The 23,491-nt window shown below is 70.5% G+C and carries 20 protein-coding genes; 14 read left to right on the forward strand and 6 right to left on the reverse strand.

Translation table 11 applies throughout. From position 1 onward, the window contains the following. Positions 1-60 precede the first annotated feature (60 nt). Positions 61-1,296: an MFS transporter gene (locus ACFPCV_RS11790; RefSeq protein WP_378056134.1), complete on the forward strand. Its 1,236-nt coding sequence runs from the start codon at positions 61-63 to the stop codon at positions 1,294-1,296. Positions 1,297-1,316: 20 nt separating this feature from the next. Here the strand turns inward: ACFPCV_RS11790 and ACFPCV_RS11795 are convergent, their stop codons facing one another. Together ACFPCV_RS11795 and ACFPCV_RS11800 are read right to left on the reverse strand one after the other, a co-directional pair. Beyond that, positions 1,317-2,600, reverse strand: a complete 1,284-nt coding sequence (locus ACFPCV_RS11795; RefSeq protein ID WP_378056135.1) for a diguanylate cyclase — start codon at positions 2,598-2,600, stop codon at positions 1,317-1,319. A 347-nt stretch (positions 2,601-2,947) separates the two neighbouring features. Continuing rightward, positions 2,948-4,495 carry an LLM class flavin-dependent oxidoreductase gene (locus ACFPCV_RS11800; protein WP_378056136.1) on the reverse strand — a complete coding sequence of 516 codons (1,548 nt, stop codon included), beginning with the start codon at positions 4,493-4,495 and terminating at the stop codon, positions 2,948-2,950. A gap of 63 nt (positions 4,496-4,558) precedes the next feature. On the opposite strand from ACFPCV_RS11800, the gene ACFPCV_RS11805 reads away from it, so the two are divergent. From ACFPCV_RS11805 to ACFPCV_RS11825, 5 genes are all read left to right on the forward strand, one after another. Beyond that, positions 4,559-5,041: a MarR family winged helix-turn-helix transcriptional regulator gene (locus tag ACFPCV_RS11805; RefSeq protein WP_378056137.1), complete on the forward strand. Its 483-nt coding sequence runs from the start codon at positions 4,559-4,561 to the stop codon at positions 5,039-5,041. A gap of 113 nt (positions 5,042-5,154) precedes the next feature. Next, a complete protein-coding gene (locus ACFPCV_RS11810) occupies positions 5,155-6,264 on the forward strand; it encodes an ROK family transcriptional regulator (protein WP_378056138.1) in 1,110 nt (369 codons plus the stop codon). A 375-nt stretch (positions 6,265-6,639) separates the two neighbouring features. After that, entirely contained in the window at positions 6,640-7,662 is a 1,023-nt protein-coding gene (locus ACFPCV_RS11815) for a glycoside hydrolase family 5 protein (protein ID WP_378056139.1), read from the forward strand. A 39-nt stretch (positions 7,663-7,701) separates the two neighbouring features. Beyond that, positions 7,702-8,139, forward strand: coding sequence for a nitroreductase family deazaflavin-dependent oxidoreductase (locus ACFPCV_RS11820; protein ID WP_378056140.1), 438 nt, complete (start codon positions 7,702-7,704; stop codon positions 8,137-8,139). A gap of 108 nt (positions 8,140-8,247) precedes the next feature. Continuing rightward, positions 8,248-8,910 (forward strand): O-methyltransferase, encoded by a 663-nt coding sequence (locus ACFPCV_RS11825; protein WP_378056141.1) that lies wholly within the window; start codon positions 8,248-8,250, stop codon positions 8,908-8,910. A 57-nt stretch (positions 8,911-8,967) separates the two neighbouring features. Here the strand turns inward: ACFPCV_RS11825 and ACFPCV_RS11830 are convergent, their stop codons facing one another. Next, positions 8,968-9,621, reverse strand: a complete 654-nt coding sequence (locus tag ACFPCV_RS11830) for a ScbR family autoregulator-binding transcription factor (protein ID WP_378056142.1) — start codon at positions 9,619-9,621, stop codon at positions 8,968-8,970. A 157-nt stretch (positions 9,622-9,778) separates the two neighbouring features. Further along, positions 9,779-10,744 carry a helix-turn-helix domain-containing protein gene (locus ACFPCV_RS11835; RefSeq protein WP_378056143.1) on the reverse strand — a complete coding sequence of 322 codons (966 nt, stop codon included), beginning with the start codon at positions 10,742-10,744 and terminating at the stop codon, positions 9,779-9,781. 86 nt (positions 10,745-10,830) lie between these two features. Between ACFPCV_RS11835 and ACFPCV_RS11840 the strand changes: the two genes are divergently transcribed. From ACFPCV_RS11840 to ACFPCV_RS11870, 7 genes are all read left to right on the forward strand, one after another. Beyond that, complete coding sequence (locus ACFPCV_RS11840) at positions 10,831-10,989, forward strand: hypothetical protein (RefSeq protein ID WP_378056144.1); 159 nt, start codon at positions 10,831-10,833, stop codon at positions 10,987-10,989. A 104-nt stretch (positions 10,990-11,093) separates the two neighbouring features. Then, on the forward strand, positions 11,094-11,960 hold the full coding sequence (locus ACFPCV_RS11845; RefSeq protein ID WP_378056145.1) for an SDR family oxidoreductase: 867 nt from the start codon (positions 11,094-11,096) through the stop codon (positions 11,958-11,960). Beyond that, positions 11,957-13,510 (forward strand): succinic semialdehyde dehydrogenase, encoded by a 1,554-nt coding sequence (locus ACFPCV_RS11850; RefSeq protein WP_378056146.1) that lies wholly within the window; start codon positions 11,957-11,959, stop codon positions 13,508-13,510. The genes ACFPCV_RS11845 and ACFPCV_RS11850 overlap by 4 nt, the downstream gene beginning before the upstream one ends. 211 nt (positions 13,511-13,721) lie before the next feature. Further along, positions 13,722-15,368, forward strand: a complete 1,647-nt coding sequence (locus tag ACFPCV_RS11855; protein ID WP_378056147.1) for a M14 family zinc carboxypeptidase — start codon at positions 13,722-13,724, stop codon at positions 15,366-15,368. A 156-nt stretch (positions 15,369-15,524) separates the two neighbouring features. Beyond that, positions 15,525-17,324, forward strand: coding sequence for an AMP-dependent synthetase/ligase (locus ACFPCV_RS11860; RefSeq protein ID WP_378056148.1), 1,800 nt, complete (start codon positions 15,525-15,527; stop codon positions 17,322-17,324). Between the two features lie 138 nt (positions 17,325-17,462). Next, positions 17,463-19,103 (forward strand): substrate-binding and VWA domain-containing protein, encoded by a 1,641-nt coding sequence (locus ACFPCV_RS11865; RefSeq protein ID WP_378056149.1) that lies wholly within the window; start codon positions 17,463-17,465, stop codon positions 19,101-19,103. Positions 19,104-19,178: 75 nt separating this feature from the next. Beyond that, the gene (locus ACFPCV_RS11870) at positions 19,179-19,877 is read left to right on the forward strand and encodes a 4'-phosphopantetheinyl transferase family protein (RefSeq protein ID WP_378056150.1); all 699 of its coding nucleotides are present in this window, start codon (positions 19,179-19,181) and stop codon (positions 19,875-19,877) included. 30 nt (positions 19,878-19,907) lie between these two features. Here the strand turns inward: ACFPCV_RS11870 and ACFPCV_RS11875 are convergent, their stop codons facing one another. Continuing rightward, entirely contained in the window at positions 19,908-21,038 is a 1,131-nt protein-coding gene (locus tag ACFPCV_RS11875; RefSeq protein ID WP_378056151.1) for an isochorismate synthase, read from the reverse strand. Positions 21,039-21,146: 108 nt separating this feature from the next. After that, on the reverse strand, positions 21,147-21,458 hold the full coding sequence (gene mihF, locus ACFPCV_RS11880; protein WP_184816564.1) for an integration host factor, actinobacterial type: 312 nt from the start codon (positions 21,456-21,458) through the stop codon (positions 21,147-21,149). A 269-nt stretch (positions 21,459-21,727) separates the two neighbouring features. Between mihF and ACFPCV_RS11885 the strand changes: the two genes are divergently transcribed. Beyond that, positions 21,728-23,365, forward strand: a complete 1,638-nt coding sequence (locus ACFPCV_RS11885) for a long-chain fatty acid--CoA ligase (protein ID WP_378056152.1) — start codon at positions 21,728-21,730, stop codon at positions 23,363-23,365. Positions 23,366-23,491 lie beyond the last annotated feature (126 nt).

Genomic DNA, 23,491 nt, shown 5'->3' on the forward strand with positions numbered 1-23,491 from the left:
CCCCGTAGTACCGTTCGTGTTTCGACGGTGGCGGAAAGTAGCACTTTCTGGGGAGGACTTGTGGCTACCGACTCGCCGGTCAGATATCGCGTGCTGTTCGGTAATCCCGAGTTTCGCGCGCTCTTCTTCGCCCATTCGATGTCGGTCGTCGGCGACCAGTTCGCACGCGTCGCACTGTCGGTGCTGGTGTTCGCCAGGACCGGGTCACCGGCGTGGACCGCGGTCACCTACGGGCTCACGTTCCTGCCCGACCTCGTCGGCGGTCCGCTGCTGTCCGGGCTCGCCGACCGGCACCCGCGCCGCGGTCTGATGGTGACCACCGACCTCGCCAGGGCCGCTCTGATCGCGTTGATGGCGCTGCCGTTCGCGCCGCTGTGGGTGGTGTGCGTGCTGCTGGTCGCGGTGCAGCTGGTCGGCGCACCCGCGACGGCGGCCCGCGGCGCGCTGCTGCCCGCGGTGCTCGGCGAGGAGCTCTACCCGGCCGGTCAGGCCGTGATGCAGACGGTCACGCAGGCCGCGCAGGTGATCGGGTTCGCGGGCGGCGGCGCGCTCGTCGCGGGCATCGGCACCAGCGGGGTGCTCCTGGCCGACGCTGGCACGTTCCTGCTGTCGGCTGCACTCGTGTGGTGGCTGGTCCGGCCCCGGCCGGTGCCTGCCGGCGACGGGCCGGTGGTGGAGCGGACGTGGTGGTCCGACCTGACCGCGGGCGCCGGGCTCGTGTGGACCAACCTGCGGTTGCGGGCGCTGGTGCTGTTCGCGTGCGTGTCCGGGTTCTACATCGTCGGGGAGGCGCTCGCGGTGCCGTACGCGACGGCACTGGGTGGCGGGCCGGTCGCGGTCGGTCTCATGTTCGCCGCGTACGCGGCGGGCGCGGCGGCCGGGATGCTGATCGTCGCCCGGCTGCCGCTGTCCACCCGGCTGCGCCTGCTGGCCCCGCTGGCGGCGGCGGCGTGCGTGCCGCTCGTGGTGTGCTTCACCGATCCCCACCTCGTCGTGGTGGTGATCCTGTTCGTGGCGTCGGGGGCGGGCAGCTCCTACCACATGATCGCGTCGACGTCGTTCGTGCTGGCGGTGCCGGACGAGCGGCGCGGGCAGGCGTTCGGGCTCGCGGTCACCGCGCTGCGGGTGGCGCAGGGCCTTGGCGTGATGCTCGCGGGCCTGGCCGCCGAGTTCGCGGCACCACACCAGGTGGTCGGGCTCGCCGGAGCACTCGGCGTGCTCGCGGTGCTCGCGGTGGGCTGGCTGTGGCGCAGCGCCGACGGCCGCAACCTCACACTGGCCGCCGCCAACGCCTAGCCGTCCACATCGGACCGTCGTCAGTAGGCCTGACCCGCGTCGTCGCGAACGGGACCGGGCGCCTGGCCGTGCCATTCCTGCGACCGCCGCGCGGCGGGCACGATCCTGGGCGTCTCGTCCGCGAGCCTCGTGCGGTCCCGCCCCGCGGTCTTGGCTTCGTACAGCGCGGCGTCCGCGGCCAGCAGCAGCGTCGTCCGTTCGGTGCCGTGCAGCGGGAACACCGAGGCGCCGACCGAGGCGGTCAGCCCGCGGATCACGCGCGTGTCGCCGTCGAGGTCCGGCACGGTCACGGCCAGCTCGTTGATCGCGGCCCGCACCCGCTCGGCCGCCGCCCGCACGTCCTCGACCCCGAGGCCCGGCAGCACGATGGCGAACTCCTCACCGCCGTAGCGGCCCACCATGTCGTGCCCGCGCACGGAATGCCTGATCGCGTCGGCGACGGCACGCAGCACCATGTCGCCCGCGAGGTGCCCGTAGCCGTCGTTGACGCGCTTGAAGTGGTCGAGGTCGAGCAGCAGCAACCCGAGCGTGCCGTTGAGCCGCCGCGCCCGGTCCAGCTCGTCGTTGGTCAGTTCGGCCCAGAACGTCGGCTCGAACAAGCCGGTCTTGGCGTCGGTCCGGCTGGCGTCCCGGAACTGCGGCAGCAGCAACCCCATGTGCAGCGCGAGCACGGTGACGATCAGCAGCGGTGTCCACCACGGCTGGGACATCATCACGACCGTCATGCCGGTGCCCAGCCCGATGGCGCCCGCGATCATCAGCTGGTCGCTGGCCCTGCCGAGGGCCTTGCGGGCCGGCTGGTCGGGGTTGGTGAGCAGGATGACGCCGACCACGAGCGCGTAGTTCGCGAACCAGTAGACGAACCCGGCGGCCACGACCGCGACGAGCGCGATCGGCCCGCTCAGCGTCACCGCGAACGGCTCGGTGTGCGCCGGGTAGATCGCGGCCAGCACCACGTACGCCCCGGCGAGCCCGAGCACCACGGTCGAGGCGGAGAACACCTTGCGGTGCACGAGCGCACGCCGCCGGTACACCCGCAGCCACGAGTGCGCGTAGCTGATCAGCAGGATGCCGACGACCAGCGGCGGCGGCACCAGCAACAGGGCCGCGAAGAACCACACGCTCTGCAGGTGCGTGTGCGGCGAACCCTCCGCGGTGACCTCGCGGACCCGCTCCAGCCCACGCGCGGCCTCCAGGTGGAAGACGGCGGCCAGTGCGAGGAGACCGAACCACAGCCAGTCACGAGGAGTGACGTGAAACAGCGGTATGGTGCTCAGTACGGTGGCCGCGGCTGCGAGTTCCACCAAGAGGATGTATACCAGTACCGGTCTTGCCAGAGACCATAGAACCCAGCGGCGCGGTGAGAGCCGCTTCCACCCCCGCACGGGGTCCGGATGATCCACGCCGTGCACCACCGTGTCCCTTCAACGGAGGTCCCAACTGTAACGGCTCGGCCACCCAGTGTCCTGACTCCAAAAGAGTGACCGGACGCCCTTTCTTCCCGAGGAGATGTCATGTCCGCGACGAACAACAACACGAGCCGCCCGAATGACTGGCGGACCGGCCGACTGGTCGGCCGGTAACACGGCACACACAAAGAGGCGTTCGTCCGCTGGGGGGCCGGACGAACGCCTTCTTGCGCGTTTCCCGGTCAGTGGCGCATCGGGATGCGTGCCATCGGTTCGACCAGCTCGCGTTCCTCGTACGACAGGTGGGACAGCAGCGTGTCGGTGAGCAGGTCGACGGCGGCCGACAGCTCGGTGATGCCGCCGGGGTCGCTGACCGTGGCGACGAGGGCGGCGTCCACGCGTTCCAGCACGTCGTGGATGACGTGGTGTTCCTCGGTCAGCCGGTCGAGCACCGGGCCGAGGCGGGCGTCGCCGCCGCGCAGCTGCGGATAGAGCTGCCGGTCCTCGAGGGTGTGGTGCACGGTGACGAGCCTGCAGTAGCTCTCGCAGAACGCGCCGAGCGTCCAGTTGTTCTGCCGCATGGTCATCGTGTTGATCTCCGACCGCGCGGCGCCGACGTCGAGCGCACCGTCGGCGACCTCCTTGACCAGCGACCGCACCCGGGCCAGCTCGGCACGCAGGTGGTCGTGGATGTCGACGAGCCGCTGGCTGCCCGCACGCCCAGCGGGGGTGTACACGGCGTCGGGTGACGGCGCCGGACCGCTCGGGCGGACCGCCTCGTCCCACAGCCGTTCCCGCGACAGCCTGCGCCCGTCGTCCGGTGTCGGGGTGACACCCAGCCCGTCCGGCACGACCGGCACCACCGGCGGTACGGGCGGCGCGGAAACCGTTGCGGTGCCGGGGTTGCGCTCCCGGTCGACCAGCTCACGCACCCCCGGTGCGACCTCCTCGGCGAACCGCCGCAGGTCGTCGTCGCCATCGGGTTCGACCATCAGCACGAACCCGCTCACCCCTTCCGTGAGCGCGAGCTCGGCGAGCTGTTCGACCCACACCGCCACCGGCCCGCGCAGGAACTCCGTGCCACCGCCCGCGAACGAGCCGGTGATGTTGTAGAGCCTGCGGACCTGCGCAGGCGAGCGCCCGGCCTCCTCGGCCGCCTCGTCGATGATCCGGTTCATCTCCGCCAGCTGCTCGGGCGGTGCGTACGGGCTCGACGGCAGCCAGCCGTCGGCGGTCCGGCCGGTGAGCGCCAGCATGCGTGGTTTGTACGCGCCGAGCCAGATCCCGATGGGGTGCACGGGGAACGGCCCGGGGTGCGCGCCCTTGAGCGAGTAGTGCCTGCCCTCGAACTTCGCGCCACGGCCGGGAGTCCACAGGGCCCTGATGACCTCGATGGCCTCGGCGAGCGCGGCGATGGACTCGCCAGGCGTGCGGCGTTCGCCGCCCATCGCGACGATGGCGTCCCAGAACGCGCCGGCGCCGAGCCCGAGCTCGACGCGTCCACCGGTGATGATGTCGAGGCTCGCCGCGCTGCGGGCGAGGACCGACGGCGGGCGCAGCGGCAGGTTGGCGACGTTGGGGAACACCCGCACGTTCTCGGTCGCCGCGGCGATGACCGACAGGGACGTCCACGTGTCCAGGAACTGCGCCTGGTACGGGTGGTCCTGGAGGCTGACGAGTTCCAGCCCGCTCGCGTCGGCGAGACGCGCGAGCTGGAGCGCCGCGCCGAACTGGTCGGCGGCGGGCGGCAGGAAGACACCGAACTCGAGTTCGTGGCCGTAGTCTGACATGCCGACGATATTACATGCAGATGTTCTGCCTGACAGACGTTCTGTGTCGGCTATCATCATGGGGTGGCAGCACTCGACGGCGACCTCGGCTGGACCCTCGGCGTGGTCTTCCGCGCCTATGTCAGGGCGACCGACGCGGCGGTCGGCGACCTGCCGGGCAACCACCGCGGCTACCAGATCCTGAAGGCCGCCACCGAGGAGCGGCCCGAGAGCCAGTCCGCCCTCTGCCAGCGGCTCGGCATCGACCGCACGGTCATGACCTACCTGCTGGACGACCTCGAACGCGCCGGCCTGGTCGCCCGCAGACCCGCGCCGGCCGACCGGCGCACCCGGCTCGTCGTCGCGACGGACACCGGCCGCGACCGGCTCGCGGACCTCGACCGGCGCCTCGCGCACGCCGAGACCCACGTGCTGTCCAGCCTGGACGCGAGCGACCGCAGGCAACTGAAGGCGCTGCTCGGCAAGCTCGCCGGGCACGCGAACTCGCTGGACCCGGTGACCGACGCGTGCACGATCGTCGAGGACCTGGCCACCCACCACCCCTGACCCCGGGGCCGCCCGTCCGCCCGGGTGGACCTTGACGCGGTCCGGCTCGCGGTCGTACCTTGCGAAGTGATAGTTAGACAGGTTGTCTAACCATTGTGCCGGAGGTCAGCGCGTTGGCTCAACAGGCCGGTTCCTCTCGTCTGCTCCGCGGGATCAACGAGTCCGCTGCGCTGCGCCTGCTGCTCGACCGCGGCCCGCTCACCCGTGGCGACCTGCGTGAGCTGACCGGCCTGGCCAAGCCGACCACCTCGGACGTGATGCGCCGCCTGCAGGACGCGGGTCTCGCACGGGTCATCGGCCGCACCAGCGGTGGGCCCGGCCCCAACGCCGACATCTACGACGTGAACCCCGACGCCGCCTACGCGGCCGCGGTGTCGTTGCGGGAGAAGGACTCCAGTCTGGTCACCGCGGTATGCGACCTGTCCGGCGAGGTCCGTGCCCGCGTCACCACGCCGCTGGCGCAGGACCCGGTCCGCTCGGTCGCCGACGCCGTGCGCGGTGCGTGCCGGGCGGCGAAGGTGGACCGTCTCGACCACGTGCAGCTCGGCGTCCCCGGCGCGCACCACGACGGCACGATCCGGTACGTCGACGTGCCGGGCTGGTCCCGGCCCGGCCTGATCGACGACATCCGCGCGCGGCTCGCGACGCTGGTCAGCGTGGACAACGACGTGAACCTGGCCGCCGCGGCCGAGCGGGCGCGCGGCGTCGCGAAGGACGCGGAGAGCTTCGCCCTGCTGTGGCTGGGCGAGGAGGGTCTCGGCCTCGGCATCGACCTCGGCGGCCGGATCATCCGCGGCGCCCGCGGTGGTGCGGGCGAGATCGGCTACATGCCCGCCGGGCCGGACGGCGACTTCCAGGAACTCGTCGGCGGCCCGGCGATCCTGGCGCTGGCGCGGAAGCACGGCATCGGCGCCGACCGCGCCGCGACCGCCGCGACCGACGAGCGGCTGCTGCGCCCGCTCGCTTCCCGCATCGCCTACGGCATCGCCGCCGTCGTCGCCGTGCTCGACCCCGAGCTGGTCGTCCTCGCCGGCGAGGTCGGCCAGGCGGGCGGCGCCGCGCTCGCCGACGCCGTCGGCACCGCGCTGCGCGAGCTTTCCGTACTGGACACCGAGATCGCCGCCACCACTCTCACCGAGGACGCCGTCCTGCTCGGCGCACTGGACACCACCCTCACCACGATCCGCACCGCACTACTCACCCGCCGCCAGGAGACCCCATGACCCCGCGAGTCCCCCATTCGGAACCCGCGAGTCCCCGGTTCAGAACCCGCGAGTCCCCCGTTCGCGACCCGCGAGTCCCCCGTTCACGACCGCCGAGTTGGCGGTTCGCGTTTCCGGTCTCCGTCGCGAAACGCCAACTCAGCGGTTCCGAATGGGGAACTCGCCGGTTCTGAACCGGGGACTCGCGGGTTCCGAACGCGGGACTCGCGGGTTCTGAATGGGGGACTCGCGGGTTTCGGTGGGAGGAGGGGAGGTGGTGCTGTTCGCGATCGCGGCACTGTTTGGTCCACCGCTTGACCCCTGCCAAGAAGGGAGACCCCTGTGTCGGGGAAGAAACTGTCCGCACTGCTAGTACCTCTGCTCGCACTGTCCTTTGTGGTCCCGACGGGCACCGCGCCCGCCACGCCCGCGCCCACTGCCGCCGGCACCCCGGGCGCCGTCACCCCGGCCGCCGACACGCCTGCGGCCGTCGCCCCGGGCGCCGTCACGCCTGCCGCCGAGGGCGGTCAGCTCCGGGTGTGCGGCGTGCGGCTGTGCGACGAACAACGCCAGGCCGTGCAGCTGCGCGGCATGAGCACCCACGGCCTCCAGTGGTACCGCCAGTGCGTCAACGACGCCTCGCTCGACGCGCTCGCGCACGACTGGGGTGCCTCGGTCATGCGCATCTCCATGTACATCCAGGAAGGCGGCTACGAGACCGACCCGGCCGGCTACACGAACCTGGTGTCGTCGATCATCGACGAGGTGACCGCGCGCGGCATGTACGCGATCGTCGACTGGCACATGCTCAGCCCGGGCGACCCGTACCACAACCTCGAACGCGCGAAGACGTTCTTCTCCGAGATCGCGCGGCGGCACAACGACAACACCAACCTGCTGTACGAGATCGCGAACGAGCCGAGCTACGTGCCGTGGTCGCGGATCAAGGGCTACGCCGAGGAGCTGATCCCGGTGATCCGTGCGATCGACCCGGAGACGCCGATCCTCGTCGGCACCCGCGCGTGGTCCTCGCTCGGCGTCTCCGACGGCGCCGACGAGTCCGAGGTGATCGCCAACCCGGTGAACGCCTCGAACATCATGTACACGTTCCACTTCTACGCGGCCTCCCACGGCGAGGAGTACCTGAACGCGCTGTCCCGTGCCGCCGACCGGATTCCCATGTTCATCACGGAGTTCGGTACCCAGGAGTACACCGGTGACGGCCCGAACGACTTCGCGATGGCCCAGCGGTACCTGGACCTGGCCGCACAGAAGGGGATCAGCTGGACGAACTGGAACTTCTCCGACGACCACCGCAGCGGTGCCGTGTTCACCCAGGGCACCTGCCCCGGCGGGCCGTTCGCCGGGACGTCCCGCCTGAAGCCCGCCGGTCAGTGGGTGCGTGACCGGATCGGGTGAGCCCCTGCGGACGGGCCCGGCTTCGTGTTCACTGGAGGCATGCCTCTGCACGGTGAGTACGAGCCGAGCCCGTCCGACCAGGCCCGCGAACAGGTCGAAGAGTACGAGAGGTCCGGCGGCACGCGCGGCAACACGATGATCGGCCTGCCGGTGGTGATCCTGACGACCAAGGGCGCCAAGACCGGCAAGCTACGCAAGACGCCGCTGATGCGGGTCGAACACGACGGCGAGTACGCGGTCGTCGCGTCGCTGGGCGGCGCGCCCAAGCACCCCGTCTGGTACCACAACATCAAGGCCAACCCCGAGGTGGAGCTGCAGGACGGCCCCACGCCCCGGGACATGGTGGCCCGCGAGGTGACCGGCGAGGAGAGGGCCAGGTGGTGGGACCGCGCCGTCGAGGCGTTCCCCAACTACGCGGAGTACCAGAAGAAGACCGACCGGGAGATCCCGGTCTTCGTCCTCTCCGCGAAGAGCTGAGCAGGTCGGCCGCAGACGCACTGCTCTGAAGGACGCTTTCGGGACGCTCGACGCCCCGAAAGCGTCCTTCAGAGCGTCCACGGGCGCCGCACCGCGAATAATGGCGGCATGACGCAACGCGTGTGGACAGAGGTAGACGACTACATCTCCGGCCTGCTCATCGGCTCCGACCCCGCGCTGGACGACGCGCTCGCGGCGAGCGACCGGGCCGGGCTGCCGCAGATAGCCGTCGCGCCCAACCAGGGCAAGCTGCTGCACCTGCTCGCCCGCATCCACGGCGCGGGCAAGATCCTCGAGATCGGCACGCTCGCCGGCTACAGCACCATCTGGCTGGCCAGGGCGCTGCCGCCGGAGGGCAAGCTGATCACGCTCGAGTACGACCCGCTGCACGCCGAGGTGGCCCTGGCGAACATCGCGGACGCCGGCCTGGCGGACCGCGTCGAGGTGAAGGTGGGCGCCGCGCTCGACACGCTGCCCACGATCGCCGACGAGGCACCGTTCGACCTGTTCTTCATCGACGCCGACAAGGTCAACAACCCGAAGTACTTCCGGTGGGCGCTGGACCACTCCCGGCCGGGCAGCGTGATCGTCATCGACAACGTGGTGCGCAGCGGCCTGGTGATCGACGCGACCAGCACCGACCCGTCGGTCGTCGGCACCCGCGAACTGGGCAGGCTGCTCGCGAACGAGCCGAGGGTGTCGGCCACGATGGTCCAGACGGTCGGCGGGAAGGGGTACGACGGCTTCGCGATCGCACTCGTGGAGAGCTGATCCGGGTGCGGGCGGTGGCGGCAGCGGCTCGGCCACCCGGTGGCCGGGCCACCGTCGTCAGGCGATGTCCCTGACGTCCCTGGCGTCCCCGGCGCCGTAGGCGACGGTGCCGGACGGGACGAAGCGGGCCACGCGGCGGGGCGGCACGAGACCGGGCAGGGCGATGCGCCACATCTCGGTGACCCGCTCGTGGATGTCCTCGCGGCCGGACAGGACCTGCGAGGAGATCTGCACCCCCGTGAACGAGGCGATCACCCATCGGGCGATGACGTCCGGCTTCAGGTCCGCTTTCAGGTCGCCGCGTTCCCGGGCCGCGACCAGGTACTCGCGCACGGTCTCGATCCAGCCCGCGTAGGCGTCCGGTGCGGGTTCGGCGAACGTGCCGGTCTCGATGACCAGGCGGCTGCTCGCCCGTGCGCGAACGCTGGTGCGCAACGCGTTGGCCATGTGGTGGCACAGGTCGATGGCCGACTGGATGCCGGCCGGGGCATCGCTTGGCAGGGACTGGCCCACGATGAGCTGTTCGCTCACCAGGGCGTGCGCCAGGTCCTCCTTCGACGAGAAGTGGAAGTACAGCGCACCCTTCGTCACCCCTGCCTTCGCGAGGATGTCGGACAGGCTGGCTCCGTTGAAGCCGTACTCGTCGAACACCGCCGCCGCCGCGTCGAGGATCGCGTTGCGCGTTCGTTCCGCTCGTTCCTGCCGTGCCACTCCGACCTCCAGCCGCAAGGGCGTCACCGAAGCGGGACCAGCAGGGCCTCGGAGACGCGCGCGCCAAACGATCGTCAGCTTAGCCCAGATTCCACCCGAACAGGTGCGGAAAAATACCGCTTGGTAGGTATTGTTATCGCCATGCGCGCCGCCCCGTTCAGGCCGGAATCTCTTTCGCGGCACCGAACGTGCGCCGGTAGTCCTTCGGCGAGACGCCGACGACCTTGTTGAAGTGGTGGCGCATCAGCGCGGCGGAGCCGAACCCGCACTCGTCGGCGACCTCCTCGACGGTCAGGCCGGTCTCCTCGAGCAGTTGCCGTGCCCGCAGCACGCGCTGCATGGTGAGCCACTTGTTCGGCGTGGTACCGGTTTCCGCGACGAAGCGGCGCGCGAACGTGCGGTCGGACATCTGCGCGCGCCTGGCCAGCTCGGCGACCGTGTGCTCGGTCGCCAGGTTGCCGAGCATCCAGGTGAGGACCGGCGAGAGGCTGTCGGCGGTGCACTCGGGGATCGGCAGCTCGACGTACTGGCGCTGCCCCCCGTCCCGCTGCGGCGGCACGACCATGCGGCGCGCGATAACGTTGGCGACCCCGGCGCCCAGCTCCCGGCGGACGAGGTGCAGGCACGCGTCGATGCCCGCGGCCGTACCAGCGCTGGTGATGATGTTGCCGTCGTCGACGAACAGGACGTCGGGATCGAGCCTGATCGACGGGAAGCGCTCGAGCAGGTCCTGGCCGTGGCTCCAGTGGGTGGTGCAGTGGCGGCCGTCGAGCAGCCCGGCGGCGCCGAGGACGAACGCGCCGCTGCACACCGACAGCAGGGTGGCGCCCCGCTGCGCGGCCCTGCGCAGCGTGTCGAGCACGGCGGGCGGGTAGTCGTCCCGCATGGCCGCGGCGGGCACCGCGACGAGGTCGGCCCGTTCGACGACGTCCAGCCCGTGCGCGGGGACGAGCTGCGCACCGACGCTGGTCGCGAGCGGTTCACCTGGCCGCTCCCCGCAGACGAGGAACTCGAACGGCGGCACCCCTTCCTCGGTCCGGTCGATCCCGAACACCTCGCAGATGACACCGAACTCGAAGGGCGCGACCCGATCGATCACGATCGCGGCGACGGTCTTCAGCATGCCGCCAGCGTAGATGGCAGGATTTTGTCGCACAAGGTCCGTTCTGCCACTGTTGGCAGTAAAGTGACGAGCGCAAACTTAGTGCCATGGAACTTCTGGTCTTCACCGTCATCGTCGCCCTCGTCGTCTACGGCCTCGAACGCAACAACCACCACACCCCGGAACGCCCACACCTGCACGGCAGCACCGACATCCAGAACCGGGACAACGAACGCGCCGGCACCGACCTGCACGCCCACGCGTGACCGGCCCCGGAACGTGACCACCAAGCGCGGTGGCCTTGCGCCGCGTTCGGGGGACTGGGATGCTCAGGGAAACATTCCTGCTGGATTGTATGTCGGGAGCTTCGATGGCGCGGCGTCCTCGTTCATTGGCCGGGAAAGTCGTCGTGATCACCGGAGGCGGCCGGGGGATCGGCGCCGCCACCGCCACCGTGCTGGTCAGAGCCGGGGCCACCGTCGCGATCGGTGACCTCGACCTGGACCTCGCCAAGGGGACCGCCGACGAGATCGGTGGCGACGCCGTCGCCCTGCCGCTCGACGTGACCGACCGCGGTGGGTTCTCGCGGTTCCTCGACGACGTCGAGAAGCAGCTCGGGCCCGTCGACGTGCTCGTCAACAACGCGGGGATCATGCCGCTCGGCCCGTTCGAGGACGAGGACGACCGCACCACCGCCCACCAGCTCGCCATCAACCTGCACGCCGTCATCCACGGCACCCGCGAGGGCGTGCGGCGCATGCGGCCGAGGCGGACCGGGCACATCGTCAACATCGCGTCGGCCGCGGGCAAGGCCGGTTTTCCCGGTGGTGCGACCTACTGCGCGACCAAGCACGGTGTCGTCGGGCTGTCCGAGGCCGTCCGCGCCGAGCTGCGCGGCTCGGGTGTCGAGATCTCCGTCGTGATGCCGGCCATCGTGCGCACCGAGCTCGCCTCCGGGCTCACCGACGCGCGGTTCATCAAGTCGATCGAGGCGTCGGACGTCGCCGAGGCGATCGTGCGGACGTTGCGGTACCCCCGGTTCGAGGTGTTCGTGCCCCGGTCGCTCGACGCCACGTTCCGGTTCACGCGCCTACTTCCCCGCGCGGCAGCCGAATGGGTGTCGCGGACACTCAAGGGTGACCAGATCCTGCTCGGAGCGTCACCGGAGGCTCGTCGGGCCTACGAGGAGCGTGCCGCCGCGAGCGCACCGACGACCGACCGGGAGATCACCGGATGAGTCGCCCGCCCGCGCTGACCGACCCGCTGCTCGACACGCTGCGCGGCCGCGTCTGCGCGTCCACTTCGGACACCCACACGTCGACGGAGGTGTTCACCGGCGGCGAACTGGCCGTGCTGCCCGCGTCGAGCGTCACCGACGTGCGCACCGCGTACGAGCGGGCGAGCCGTGCGCAGCGGGAATGGGCGGCGCGACCGGTCGAGGACCGGCTCGCGGTGTTCCACCGGTTCCACGAACTGCTGCTCCGGGACCGCGAGATCCTCGTCGACCTGTTGCAGGCCGAGACCGGCAAGGCACGCAGGGACGCGTTCGAGGAGCTGTGCGAGCCCGCGCTGGTGACGAGCTACTACCTGCGCACCGCGCGGAAACTGTTGCGCCCCAAGCGCAGGGCCGGCCTGATGCCGGGCGCCATCGGGGTCACCGAGCTGCGGCAGCCCAAGGGTGTCGTCGGGATCATCTCGCCGTGGAACTACCCGTTCGCGCTGGCGCTCGGCGACCTGATCCCGGCGCTGATCGCGGGCAACGGGGTGGTGTGCAAGCCCGACAGCCAGACCGCGCTGAGCCCGCTGTTCGGCGCCGACCTGCTGTACCGCGCGGGTCTGCCGGAGGATCTGCTGCAGATGGTGCTTGGCGACGGCCCCACGATCGGTGGCGCGGTGGTGGACACCTGTGACTACGTGGGGTTCACCGGTTCGACGCGCACCGGTGCGCTGATCGCGGCGCGGGCAGGCGAGCGGCTCATCGGGTGCTCGCTGGAGCTGGGCGGCAAGAACCCGATGATCGTGCTGGACGACGCGGACATCGCGGCGACGGCGCGGTCGGCGGTGCGCGGGTGTTTCGCGAACGCGGGACAGCTTTGCCTTGCACTGGAACGGATCTACGTCCCGGACGCGATCTTCGACCGGTTCGCGGCGGCGTTCGTCGCGGAGGTGGGGCGGCTGCGGCAGGCCGCGGGGTACTCCTACGGCGCCGACGTGGGGTCGCTGACGTCGCGGCGCGCGCTGAAGACGGTGTCGGAGCATGTGGACGATGCGCGGGCGAAGGGCGCGACGGTGCTCGCGGGCGGGCGGCCGCGAACGGACCTGGGACCGTTCTTCTATGAGCCGACGGTGCTGACGGACGTCACGCCGGACATGCTGTGCCACGCGTCGGAGACGTTCGGGCCGGTGGTGACGCTGTACCCGTACGCGACGGAGGACGAGGCGGTGGCACTGGCGAACGACACGGACTACGGGTTGAACGCGAGTGTGTACGGGCGGGATCCGGTGCGGGCGCGGCGGGTGGCGGCGCGGCTGCGGACCGGGACCGTCAACGTGAACGACGGGTACGCGGCGGCGTTCGGTTCGACGGACGCGCCGATGGGCGGAATGGGCGCCTCGGGGTTGGGACGACGCCACGGCGCGGCCGGGTTGCTGCGGTACACGGAGGTGCAGTCCGTCGCGGCGCAACGGGTCGACCTGGTGAACCCGCCTCGGTGGCTGCCGCACGGGGTGTATTCGCGGCTCATGGCGGCGACGCTGCGGGTGATGAAGAAGACGCGGCTGCGGTAGCCGGGCCGGGCCGCCGGCCGCCCCGCGCTGTCTGTGAACTGGGAAGACCGCCCTCTTGTGAAGGCGGGCTCGGCGAGGGAACTATCAGCTAGCGGGCGTATGCCGACCGTGAGGGCACCTCGGTGACGGGGTTCGGCGGTGTGCGGCCAACAACTGAAGATCAACCTCCAGCGCCGGCCATCACACCGGCGTCCCCTGCGGGAGGAAACGCGTGCGACACACACGCCCGTCCATCGTGGTCGGGGCGCTTGCCGCCCTGACCCTCGTTCTGTCCACGACCGGTAGCGCGGTGTCCGACCCCCAGGGGCCCGACACCGCCGAGTACTTCATCGACGGCATCGAGACCGTCAAGGAACGCAGCCAGATCGCCGCCACCGGCGCTGTCATCAACTCCTTCGAGCACGGGGCGTTGAACATCACCGCCACGGCGCAGGAGGTGCGGGCCATCGAGGCGCTCGGGCTCAAGCCCGAGAAGCAGGCCGGACTGGCACACAGCCATGACGCGACGCCGCTGGACTTCCCGCCCGCCGACGCGAACTACCACAACTACGCGGAGATGACGGCGGTCATCGACCAGGCCGTCGCCGACCACCCGGCCATCCTCAGGAAGGTCGCCATCGGCAACTCGTACGAGGGCCGGCAGATGGTGGCGTTGAAGATCTCCGACAACGCGGCGACCGACGAGAACGAGCCCGAGGTCCTCTTCACCGCCCACCAGCACGCCCGTGAGCACCTGACCGTCGAGATGGCGCTGTACATCCTCGCCGAGTTCACCGACAAGTACGGCTCCGACAGCCGAATCACGAACCTCGTGAACTCGCGCGAGATCTGGATCATCCCCGACCTGAACCCGGACGGCGGCGAGTGGGACATCCGCTCCGGCTCGTACGCGGGCTGGCGGAAGAACCGGCAGCCGAACTCCGGCAGCTCCTACGTCGGCACCGACCTGAACCGCAACTGGCCCTACCAGTGGGGCTGCTGCGGCGGCTCGTCCGGCAGCACCTCCAGCGACACCTACCGGGGACCCTCGGCCGGGTCCGCGCCCGAGGTGCGCAACGTCATCAACTTCGTGAACAGCCGCGTGGTCGGCGGGGTCCAGCAGATCAGGACCGGCATCGACTTCCACACGTTCAGCGAGCTGGTGCTGTGGCCGTTCGGCTACACCTACAACGACACCGCGCCGGGCATGACCGCCCAGGACTACCAGGTGTTCTCCACTCTGGGCAGGCAGATGGCGGCGACCAACGGCTACACGCCGGAACAGGCCTCCGACCTCTACATCACCGACGGCTCCATCGACGACTGGCTGTGGGGCGCCCACAAGATCTACGGGTACACGTTCGAGATGTACCCGTCGAGCGGCGGGATCAACGGCTTCTACCCGCCCGACGAGGTGATCGGCCGGGAGACCTCGCGCAACCGGAACGCCCTGCTCACGATGCTCGACTACGCCGACTGCCCGCCGCGGGTCATCGGGGCGACGTGTGACGGCACCGAGCCGCCGCCGGCCGGCCCGTCGTTCGAGAACGCGGCCAACGTCAACATCCCGGACGCCGGGTCGGCGGTGACCAGCTCGGTCGCGGTCACCGGCGTCGCGGGCAACGCGCCGTCGGACCTGCAGGTGCACGTCGACATCAAGCACACCTTCCGCGGTGACCTGGTGATCGACCTGCTGGCGCCGGACGGCACGGCCTACCGGCTGAAGAACTCGTCCACCAGCGACTCCGCCGACAACGTGCTCGCCACCTACACGGTGAACGCGTCCAGCGAGGTCGCGAACGGCACGTGGCGGCTGCAGGTCCGGGACACCTACCGGGCCGACACCGGCTACATCGACCTGTGGCGGCTCACGTTCTGACCCGCTAGCCCGTTCGGCCCAATTGACGCGGGGCCACCTCCGATGATCGCCAGGGGGTGGCCCCGCGCCGCGTGCGCGTGCAAGATACTCCAAGTTACTGTGAGGTAGCGTCGCTGGTGACGGGGCGGCGCACTTGTTCGTACCTAGGAGCAGACCATGCGCGAACTCGCTGTCCCCCCGCTGGCCGGCGTACCGGACAGCGGCGGCCTGGCGGACGTCGTGTTCACCAACGCCGACGAGGCCCCCAACAGCGTGACGTTCCGGCGCAAGGTCGGCGGCTCGTGGCGGGATGTCACCGCCGCGCAGTTCCGCACCGAGGTCGTCGAGGTCGCGAAAGGCCTGATCGCGGCCGGTGTCGAGCCGGGCGACCGGGTCGCGATCCTGTCCGCGAACTGCTACGAGTGGACGCTGTTCGACTTCGCCATCTGGGCGGCGGGCGCGGCGTCGGTGCCGATCTACGTGACCTCCTCGGCCGAGCAGATCGAGTGGATCATGTCCGACTCGGGTGCGGTGGGCGTGGTCGCGGAGAACGCGGCGCTCGCACAGCGGGTCGACCAGGTCCGCGAGCGGCTCGGCGCGCTCGAGCACGTGTGGCGGATCGACGACAAGGCGGTCGAGTCGCTGGTCGAGGCGGGCAAGGCACTCGACGACTCGGCCGTCGAGGAGCGTCGCAAGGCGGTCGCGGTCGACGACCTCGCGACCCTGATCTACACCTCCGGCACCACCGGCAAGCCCAAGGGTGTCGTGCTCACCCACCGCAACCTGTTCGCCGCCTGCAACAACGCGGTGGAGTACCTCGCCGCGCTGTTCAAGGGCGACGGCGGCCCGGAGAGCCCGTCCACGCTGCTGTTCCTGCCGCTCGCGCACGTGTTCGGGCGCATGGTCGAGGTCGGCGCCGTGATCGCACGCGCGACGCTCGGGCACTGGGCGGACGTGAAGACGCTGACCGACAACCTGGCCGCGTTCAAGCCGACGTTCATCCTGTCCGTGCCCTACGTGCTGGAGAAGGTGTACAACGGCGCGCGGCAGAAGGCGCACGCCGGCGGCAAGGGCAAGATCTTCGACGCGGCCGCGGCCACCGCGATCGCGTGGAGCGAGGCGGACGGCAAGCCAGGGCTCGGGCTGCGGATCAAGCACGCGGTGTTCGACAAGCTCGTGTACGCCAAGCTGCGGGCCGCGCTCGGCGGGCAGGTCAAGTACGCCATCTCCGGCGGCGCGGCGCTCGGGCTGCGGCTCACGCACTTCTTCCGCGGCGTCGGCATCACCGTGTACGAGGGCTACGGGCTCACCGAGTCGACCGCGGCGTCGTTCGTGAACTCGCCGTTCGCGGCGAAGCCCGGCACGGTCGGCAGGCCGCTGCCCGGCACGGCCGTGCGGATCACCGAGGACGGCGAGATCCAGCTGCGCGGCGCGGGCCTGCTCACCGGGTACTGGCAGAACGAGACCGCGACGCGCGAGTGCATCGACGAGGAAGGCTGGTTCTCGACCGGTGACCTCGGCGAGCTGGACGACGACGGATTCCTGAAGATCACCGGCCGCAAGAAGGAAATCCTGGTGACCAGCGGCGGCAAGAACGTGGCGCCGTCGGTGATCGAGGACCGGATCGCGGCGCACCCGCTCGTTGGTCAGGCACTCGTCGTCGGCGACGGGCAGAAGTACATCGCCGCGCTGATCACGATCGACCTGGACTACTTCGCCTACTGGAAAACCACGACCGGCAAGGCGGAGAACGCGACGGTCGCGGAACTGGCCGACGACGCCGACCTGAACGCGGAGATCCAGAAGGCCGTCGACGACGGGAATCTCGCCGTGTCGACAGCGGAGTCGGTCCGGAAGTTCCGGATTCTCGACACCGAGTTCAACCCGGAGAACGGTTATCTGACCCCGTCGCTGAAGCTCAAGCGAAACGTCATCATGAAAGACTTTTCAAACGAGGTCGACGCGCTCTACACCTGACTTCTCGTGATCGCTTGAACACCGGGTGGGAACCGGTAAAGTGCTCCCACCCGGCAGACCGGCATGCCAGCTTGGAGGTCGACGGACATGGGGCGGCACTCCTCCGCGAAATCCCGTGGCTGGCGCGGAAAATCGCCCGTGATCGTGCTGTGCGCGCTGCTGGTTCTCGGTCTGCTCGGCTGGTTCACGTACGACTTCCTGTCCGACCGGCTGCGCTCGGCGAGCTGCGACACCACCACGCGGCTCAACGTGACCGCGTCACCGGACATCGCGCCGGTGATCGCAGGCACCGCCCGCGAGCTGTCCTCTGAGGACACGTGTTACTCGGTGCAGGTGTCCAACCGGGACTCGGCGGCCACGGCCGAGGCGCTGGTGGTGTCGGACGGCACCGAACAGCCGGACGTGTGGATCCCGGACTCGACGGTGTGGCTGCAGCGCGCCGACGCCCGCGGCGCGTTCTCCGGCCCGGTCAGCGGCACCTCGATCGCGAGCTCGCCGGTGACGCTTGGCCTGACCGAGGACGTCGCGCAGCGGCTCGGCTGGCCGGAGAAGCCGCTGACGTGGGCGGACGCACTGCGGGTGGGGTCGCTGCGACTCGGTATGCCCGACCCGGCCCTCGAACCGGTCGGCGTCTCGGTCCTCTACGGCGTGCACGAACTGCTGAAGGCGGAGCCCGACCCGGCCGCGGCGATCACCACCCAGCTGCGGAGCCTGTCGCCGAACACGCTGCCCTCGGCGGCCGACCTGTTCGACCGGCTGCCCGGCTCGACGTCGGAGGAGACGCCGCTCGACGGGTTCTTCGTGTCGGAGGCGGCGGTGCTGCGCCAGAACGCGAAACCGAACGCGGTGCCGGTGGTCGCGGTGTACGCGCAGCCCGCGGTGCCCGCGCTGGACTTCCCGTACGTCGTGCTGCCGGACACGCCGGAGCAGAAGCGGGCCGCGGCCGAGAAGTTCCTGACCGTGCTCATGACCCAGTCGACCGCGGACTCGCTGTCCGACGCCGGTTTCCGTACCCCGGACGGCGAGATGCTGCGCAAACGCGGCACGGAGCAACGCACCTCGTCGGCGCGGATGACCCCGGCCGAGCTGCCGCCGCCCGGGGAGGTGGACCGGCTGCTGAACGAGTGGTCCGGCGTCAACCTCAGCGGCCGGGTGCAGGTGCTGCTGGACGTGTCGGGCTCGATGGCCGAACCGGTACCCGGCACGGGCCGCAACCGCATGGCGGTGACTTTGCAGGCCGCGGAACTGGGCATCGGCCTCATGAAGCCGACCACGAAGATCGGCGTCTGGCTGTTCTCGACCAACCTCGACGGCGACAAGGACTACCAGGAGCTGCTGCCCGTCAAGCCGATCGCCGAACACGTCGGCTCCGACGCGTTCGCGAAACTGCGCCAGGTGCGGGCACGGGAGAACGGGGCGACCGGGCTGTACGACAGCACGCTGGCCGCTTACCAGGCGTCGCGGCAGAACTTCGAGCCCGGCCGGATCAACACGCTGATCGTGATGACCGACGGGCGCAACGAGGACCCGAACAGCATCAGCCGGGACCAGCTGCTGGCCGAGCTGGCGAAACTGCAGGACCCGCAGCGGCCCATCCGGATCGTCGGGATCGGCATCGGACCGGACATCGACGTCGGTGAGCTGCAGGCGATCGCGGGCGCGACGGGCGGCCAGGCCTTCACCACCCCGGACCCCACGAAGATCAACGACATCTTCTACGCGGCGCTGTCCCGGGTCCTGTGCCAGCCACCGTCCTGCGAACCCGAACCGGGTGGCTGACCCCACAGCGGGGTCGGCCGTTTTGCGACCGATGGTCCAGGCCGTCGCCAGTGGGGTTGCGGCATGATCGGGGGCATGCGATGCGACGTGTGGTGGGCGCGCCCGGCCGCTGGGACGCCGGCCCTCCTCGAACTCCTCGACGACGTCGAGCGGTCCCGCTACGACGGCTACCGCCGGGAGATCGACAAGTTCCGGTTCCTCACCGGGCGCACGCTCATCCGCGGGGTCGCCGCGCTCGAACTGGGCGTGTCCGCCAGGGACGTCGTCATCGACAGTTCCTGCTTCGGCTGCGGGAAGCCGCACGGCAAGCCGAAGGTCGACGGGCTCGAGGTGTCGATCTCGCATTCCGGGGACTGGGTCGCGCTCGCCCTCACCGAGGCCGCGCCGGTCGGGGTGGACGTCGAGGAGGTCCGGGACGCCGAGGTGGACGACCTCGCCCGCATCGCGCTCTCCCCCGCCGAGCTGGCCGTCTTCCGCACCGTGCCGCCCGGTGACAAGAAGGGCGCCTTCTTCACCTACTGGTCCCGCAAGGAAGCCGTCGTCAAGGCCACCGGGAAGGGCATGTCCGTGCCGATGAGCAAGCTGACGCTCACCGCGCACGACGAGCCACCGCGCGTCGTCTCGTCCGAAGCTCCCGAGGTCGAGAGCGGTGCCGTGTTCATGGCCGACCTCGACCCGAGAGAGGGGTACCGGGCCGGGCTGGCCGTTTTCGGGACCGAGGAACCCAAGGTCACCGAGCGGGACGCGGCCGACCTCATCGCGTCACTCGGCTAGGGACCGCGCCAGCACCGTGGGCGGTTCCCCTCAGGTCACGTCGAGGTGCACGCCCATCGCCCGCAGCAGCGTCTGGAACTTCGCGGAGGTCTCGGCGACCTCCAGCTCCGGCACCGAGGCCGGCATGACGCCCGCACCCGAGTACAGGGTCATGGCCGAGGGCCCGGTGACCGGCTCGGTCAGCTCGCCGCAGCGGATGCCGACCACCCACTCCCCGTCGCCCTCGGCGTCACACCAGCCGATGGCGCCCGCGTAGAAGCCGCGGTCGAACGGCTCCAGCGCGGTGATCGTCGAGCGGGCGGCGGCGTAGGGGGTGCCGCAGACGGCCGGGGTCGGGTGCAGTGCGCTCGCGAGCCGCAGCGACGTGATGCCCGGGTCGCGCAGCTCGCCCTCGATGCGGGTCGACAGGTGCCACACGGCGGTGGTCCTGATCAGCGACGGCTCGGCCGGCACGTCGAGGGTGCGGCAGAACGGCGCCAGCCCCTCGGCCACGGCCTCCACCACCACGCGGTGCTCGTCGCGGTCCTTCGCCGACGCGAGGAGCGACTCGCCCGCCGCGCGGTCGGCTTCCGGGTCCCGCTCGCGTGCGATCGACCCGGCCAGGGGGTTCGCGACGACGGTCGTGCCGGTGCGGGACACCAGCATCTCGGGGGTCGCGCCGACGAGCGTCCTGCGGCCCGCCGCGCACGGCAGGTCCACGGCGTAGGTGAAGCCGGCGGCGTTGTCGGAGACGAGGTTCGCGAGCAGCGTGCGCACGTCGACCGGGGCGGGCATGGTCAGCCGCAGCGCCCGCGCCAGCACCACTTTGCGCAGGTCACCGGCTTGCAGGGAGTCGACGGCGGCGGCCACCGCGTGTGCGTAACCCGCCCTGGAGGGCACCGGCTCGACCGAGACGGCGGCGCCGACGGGCCTGCGGGGCTGTGCGGGCAGCGGGCCGGACCACCGCGCGGTGTCCGGCAGCACGATGTGCGGTGCGGCTTCGGTGTCGAACGGGAGCGCGCCGACCGCGACCGGGGTGTCCGAGTCGACCAGGAGCTTCGTGACCCGCTTGGCCAGCTCGTCCGGGTCCGGCTCGGTGACGACCTGCCGTTCGCCGGTCGCCAGCAGGGCCCGCCGGGGGGACGCGAGCAGGAACGAGCCGGGGCGATAGTCCTGGATCACCCCACCATCATGCCCACCGAACCGGCGGGCAAACCCCAGCACGGGTAGGATTTTGAACACGTTCAGGGCCCGCGGGTGCTGCACCCGCGGGCCCCGGTGAGACCTGTGTCAGTTGAGCGCGTCGATCAGCGCGGAGCGCTGGCGGTCGCCGAGGCCGGCGGCGCGCCGGTCCGGGTCGATGCCGGTCTGCTCGAGCAGCGCGGCCACCTTGACGGCACCGAGGCCCGGCACCGCCTTCAGGAGCGCGGCCACCTTGGTCTTGCCGATGGTCTTGTCTTCCTTCGCCTTGCCGAGCACCGACGCGATGGTCCGCTCGCCGGACTTGATCGACGCCAACAGCTCGGAGCGCGCCTTGCGCGCCTCCGCCGCCTTGGCCAGCGCGTCCGCGCGCTGCTCTGGAGTCAACGTGGGCAGAGCCACCGTGGTGTTCCTTCCTAATCCGACTGCTGGCGGGTCCCGCGATGGCCGACGACCAGGTCAAAGCCCTGGACCGCTCCCCCGCGGCGCCGCTGCCAGTAAACACATCTACGACCTGCAACATACGCGCGACACGCGAAGAGTTCGCGCCGAAAGCGCAGGTAACACACCTTCTGGGGGTCTGACACGCAGCGTTACCCGTATTCACGGGCGCCGATCCGGCACTAATGTCGCACCAACGAACCCACCAGTAACCCGGGAGCTGAACAGCGATGTTGGGCACCATGCAGGACGGGCAACTGTCCATCGCGAACCTTCTCCGCCACGGCAGCCGCGTCCACGCGAACGCCGAGGTCGTCACCTGGACCGGGGGACAGGCCCGCCGGACCACGTTCGCCCAGGTCGGGAAGGAGTCCGCGCAGCTGGCGCACGCGCTGCGCGGCCTCGGCGTCACATCCGACCAGCGGGTCGGCACCTTCATGTGGAACAACACCGAGCACCTGGTCGCCTACCTCGCGGTGCCCGCGATGGGGGCGGTGCTGCACACGCTCAACATCCGCCTGTTCCCCGAGCAGCTGACCTACGTCGCGAACCACGCCGAGGACCACGTGGTGCTGGTCGACGGCACGCTGGTGCCGCTGCTCGCGAAGGTCCTGCCGACCTTCGAGACGGTCCGGCACGTCGTGGTCGTCAACGGCGACCCGGCGTCGCTGCGGGCGCCGGAGGGGGTGACCGTGCACTCGTACGCCGAGCTGCTCGACGGCCAGCCAGACGAGTTCGACTGGCCGGTCGTCGACGAGAACGCCGCGGCCGCCATGTGCTACACCTCCGGCACGACCGGCGACCCGAAGGGCGTCGTCTACACGCACCGGTCGATCTGGCTGCACTCGATGCAGGTCTGCATGACCGACTCGATGGCGTTGGCGCAGGCAGACCGGGCCCTGGTGATCGTCCCGCAGTTCCACGCGATGTCGTGGGGCCTGCCGTACGCGGCGTTCATGGTGGGTTCGTCGCTGATCATGCCCGACCGCTTCCTGCAGCCGGAGCCGCTGGCCGCGATGATCGCCGCGGAACAGCCGACGATGGCGGGTGCCGTGCCGACGATCTGGCAGGGCCTGCTCGCGCTGCTGGACCAGAAACCGCAGGACCTGGCGCCGCTGGAGCGCGCGGTGGTCGGCGGGTCGGCGTGCCCGCCGTCGCTGATGGCGGCGTTCGACAAGCTCGGCGTCACGATCATCCACGCGTGGGGCATGACCGAGACCTCACCGCTCGGGTCGGTGTCCCGCCCGCCCGCCGGGCTGTCGCCGGACGACGCGTGGGAGTACCGGGTCCTGCAGGGCCGGTTCCCGGCGTCGGTGCGCGCGCGGCTCATCGACGACGACGGCAACGAGCTGCCGTGGGACAACGAGGCCGTCGGTGAGCTGGAGGTCGCCGGCCCCTGGGTCGCGGCGTCGTACTACCGCGTTTCCCCTGGTGAGGAGGGTTCGGAGAAGTTCTCGCCGGACGGCTGGCTGCGCACCGGCGACGTCGGCGCGATCACGCGGGACGGCTTCCTGCGCCTGACGGACCGGTCCAAGGACATCATCAAGTCCGGCGGCGAGTGGATCTCGTCGGTGGACCTGGAGAACGCGGTGATGGCCCACCCCGCGGTGGCCGAGGCCGCCGTGATCGGCGTGCCGGACGAGAAGTGGTCCGAGCGGCCCCTGGTGGCGGTGGTCCTCCGCGAAGGCCAGTCGGTGACACCGGAGGAGCTGCGGTCGTTCCTGGCGGACAAGGTCGCGAAGTGGCAGGTCCCGGAGAACTGGACCTTCATCGGCGAGGTGCCGAAGACGAGCGTCGGCAAGTTCGACAAGAAGCGACTGCGCGCGTCGGCATCGGACGGCTCGCTCGACATCACACACCTGTCGTGACCTGCTGATACCGGTCCCGTCCCCGGCGCACCCCGGCTTGGAGGTGCACCGGGGGCGGTGGCCCTTCACGCAGGTCGCGCGGAGCCGACTGGCCCTGTGCTACCCCGTATGGGGTAGGCCAAATGG

It is taken from the genome of Actinophytocola glycyrrhizae (genome assembly GCF_042653545.1).
GTDB classification, from domain to species: Bacteria; Actinomycetota; Actinomycetes; order Mycobacteriales; family Pseudonocardiaceae; genus Actinophytocola; species Actinophytocola glycyrrhizae.

Bases quoted from the DNA above. Each gene is read 5' to 3' on its own strand.
- ACFPCV_RS11800 (WP_378056136.1), bottom strand. From the start codon at position 4,495: ATGTCAGACTACGGCCACGAACTCGAGTTCGGTGTCTTCCTGCCGCCC.
- ACFPCV_RS11820 (WP_378056140.1), top strand. From the start codon at position 7,702: ATGCCTCTGCACGGTGAGTACGAGCCGAGCCCGTCCGACCAGGCCCGC.
- ACFPCV_RS11825 (WP_378056141.1), top strand. From the start codon at position 8,248: ATGACGCAACGCGTGTGGACAGAGGTAGACGACTACATCTCCGGCCTG.
- ACFPCV_RS11835 (WP_378056143.1), bottom strand. From the start codon at position 10,744: ATGCTGAAGACCGTCGCCGCGATCGTGATCGATCGGGTCGCGCCCTTC.
- ACFPCV_RS11840 (WP_378056144.1), top strand. From the start codon at position 10,831: ATGGAACTTCTGGTCTTCACCGTCATCGTCGCCCTCGTCGTCTACGGC.
- ACFPCV_RS11845 (WP_378056145.1), top strand. From the start codon at position 11,094: ATGGCGCGGCGTCCTCGTTCATTGGCCGGGAAAGTCGTCGTGATCACC.
- ACFPCV_RS11850 (WP_378056146.1), top strand. From the start codon at position 11,957: ATGAGTCGCCCGCCCGCGCTGACCGACCCGCTGCTCGACACGCTGCGC.
- ACFPCV_RS11860 (WP_378056148.1), top strand. From the start codon at position 15,525: ATGCGCGAACTCGCTGTCCCCCCGCTGGCCGGCGTACCGGACAGCGGC.
- ACFPCV_RS11870 (WP_378056150.1), top strand. From the start codon at position 19,179: ATGCGATGCGACGTGTGGTGGGCGCGCCCGGCCGCTGGGACGCCGGCC.
- ACFPCV_RS11885 (WP_378056152.1), top strand. From the start codon at position 21,728: ATGTTGGGCACCATGCAGGACGGGCAACTGTCCATCGCGAACCTTCTC.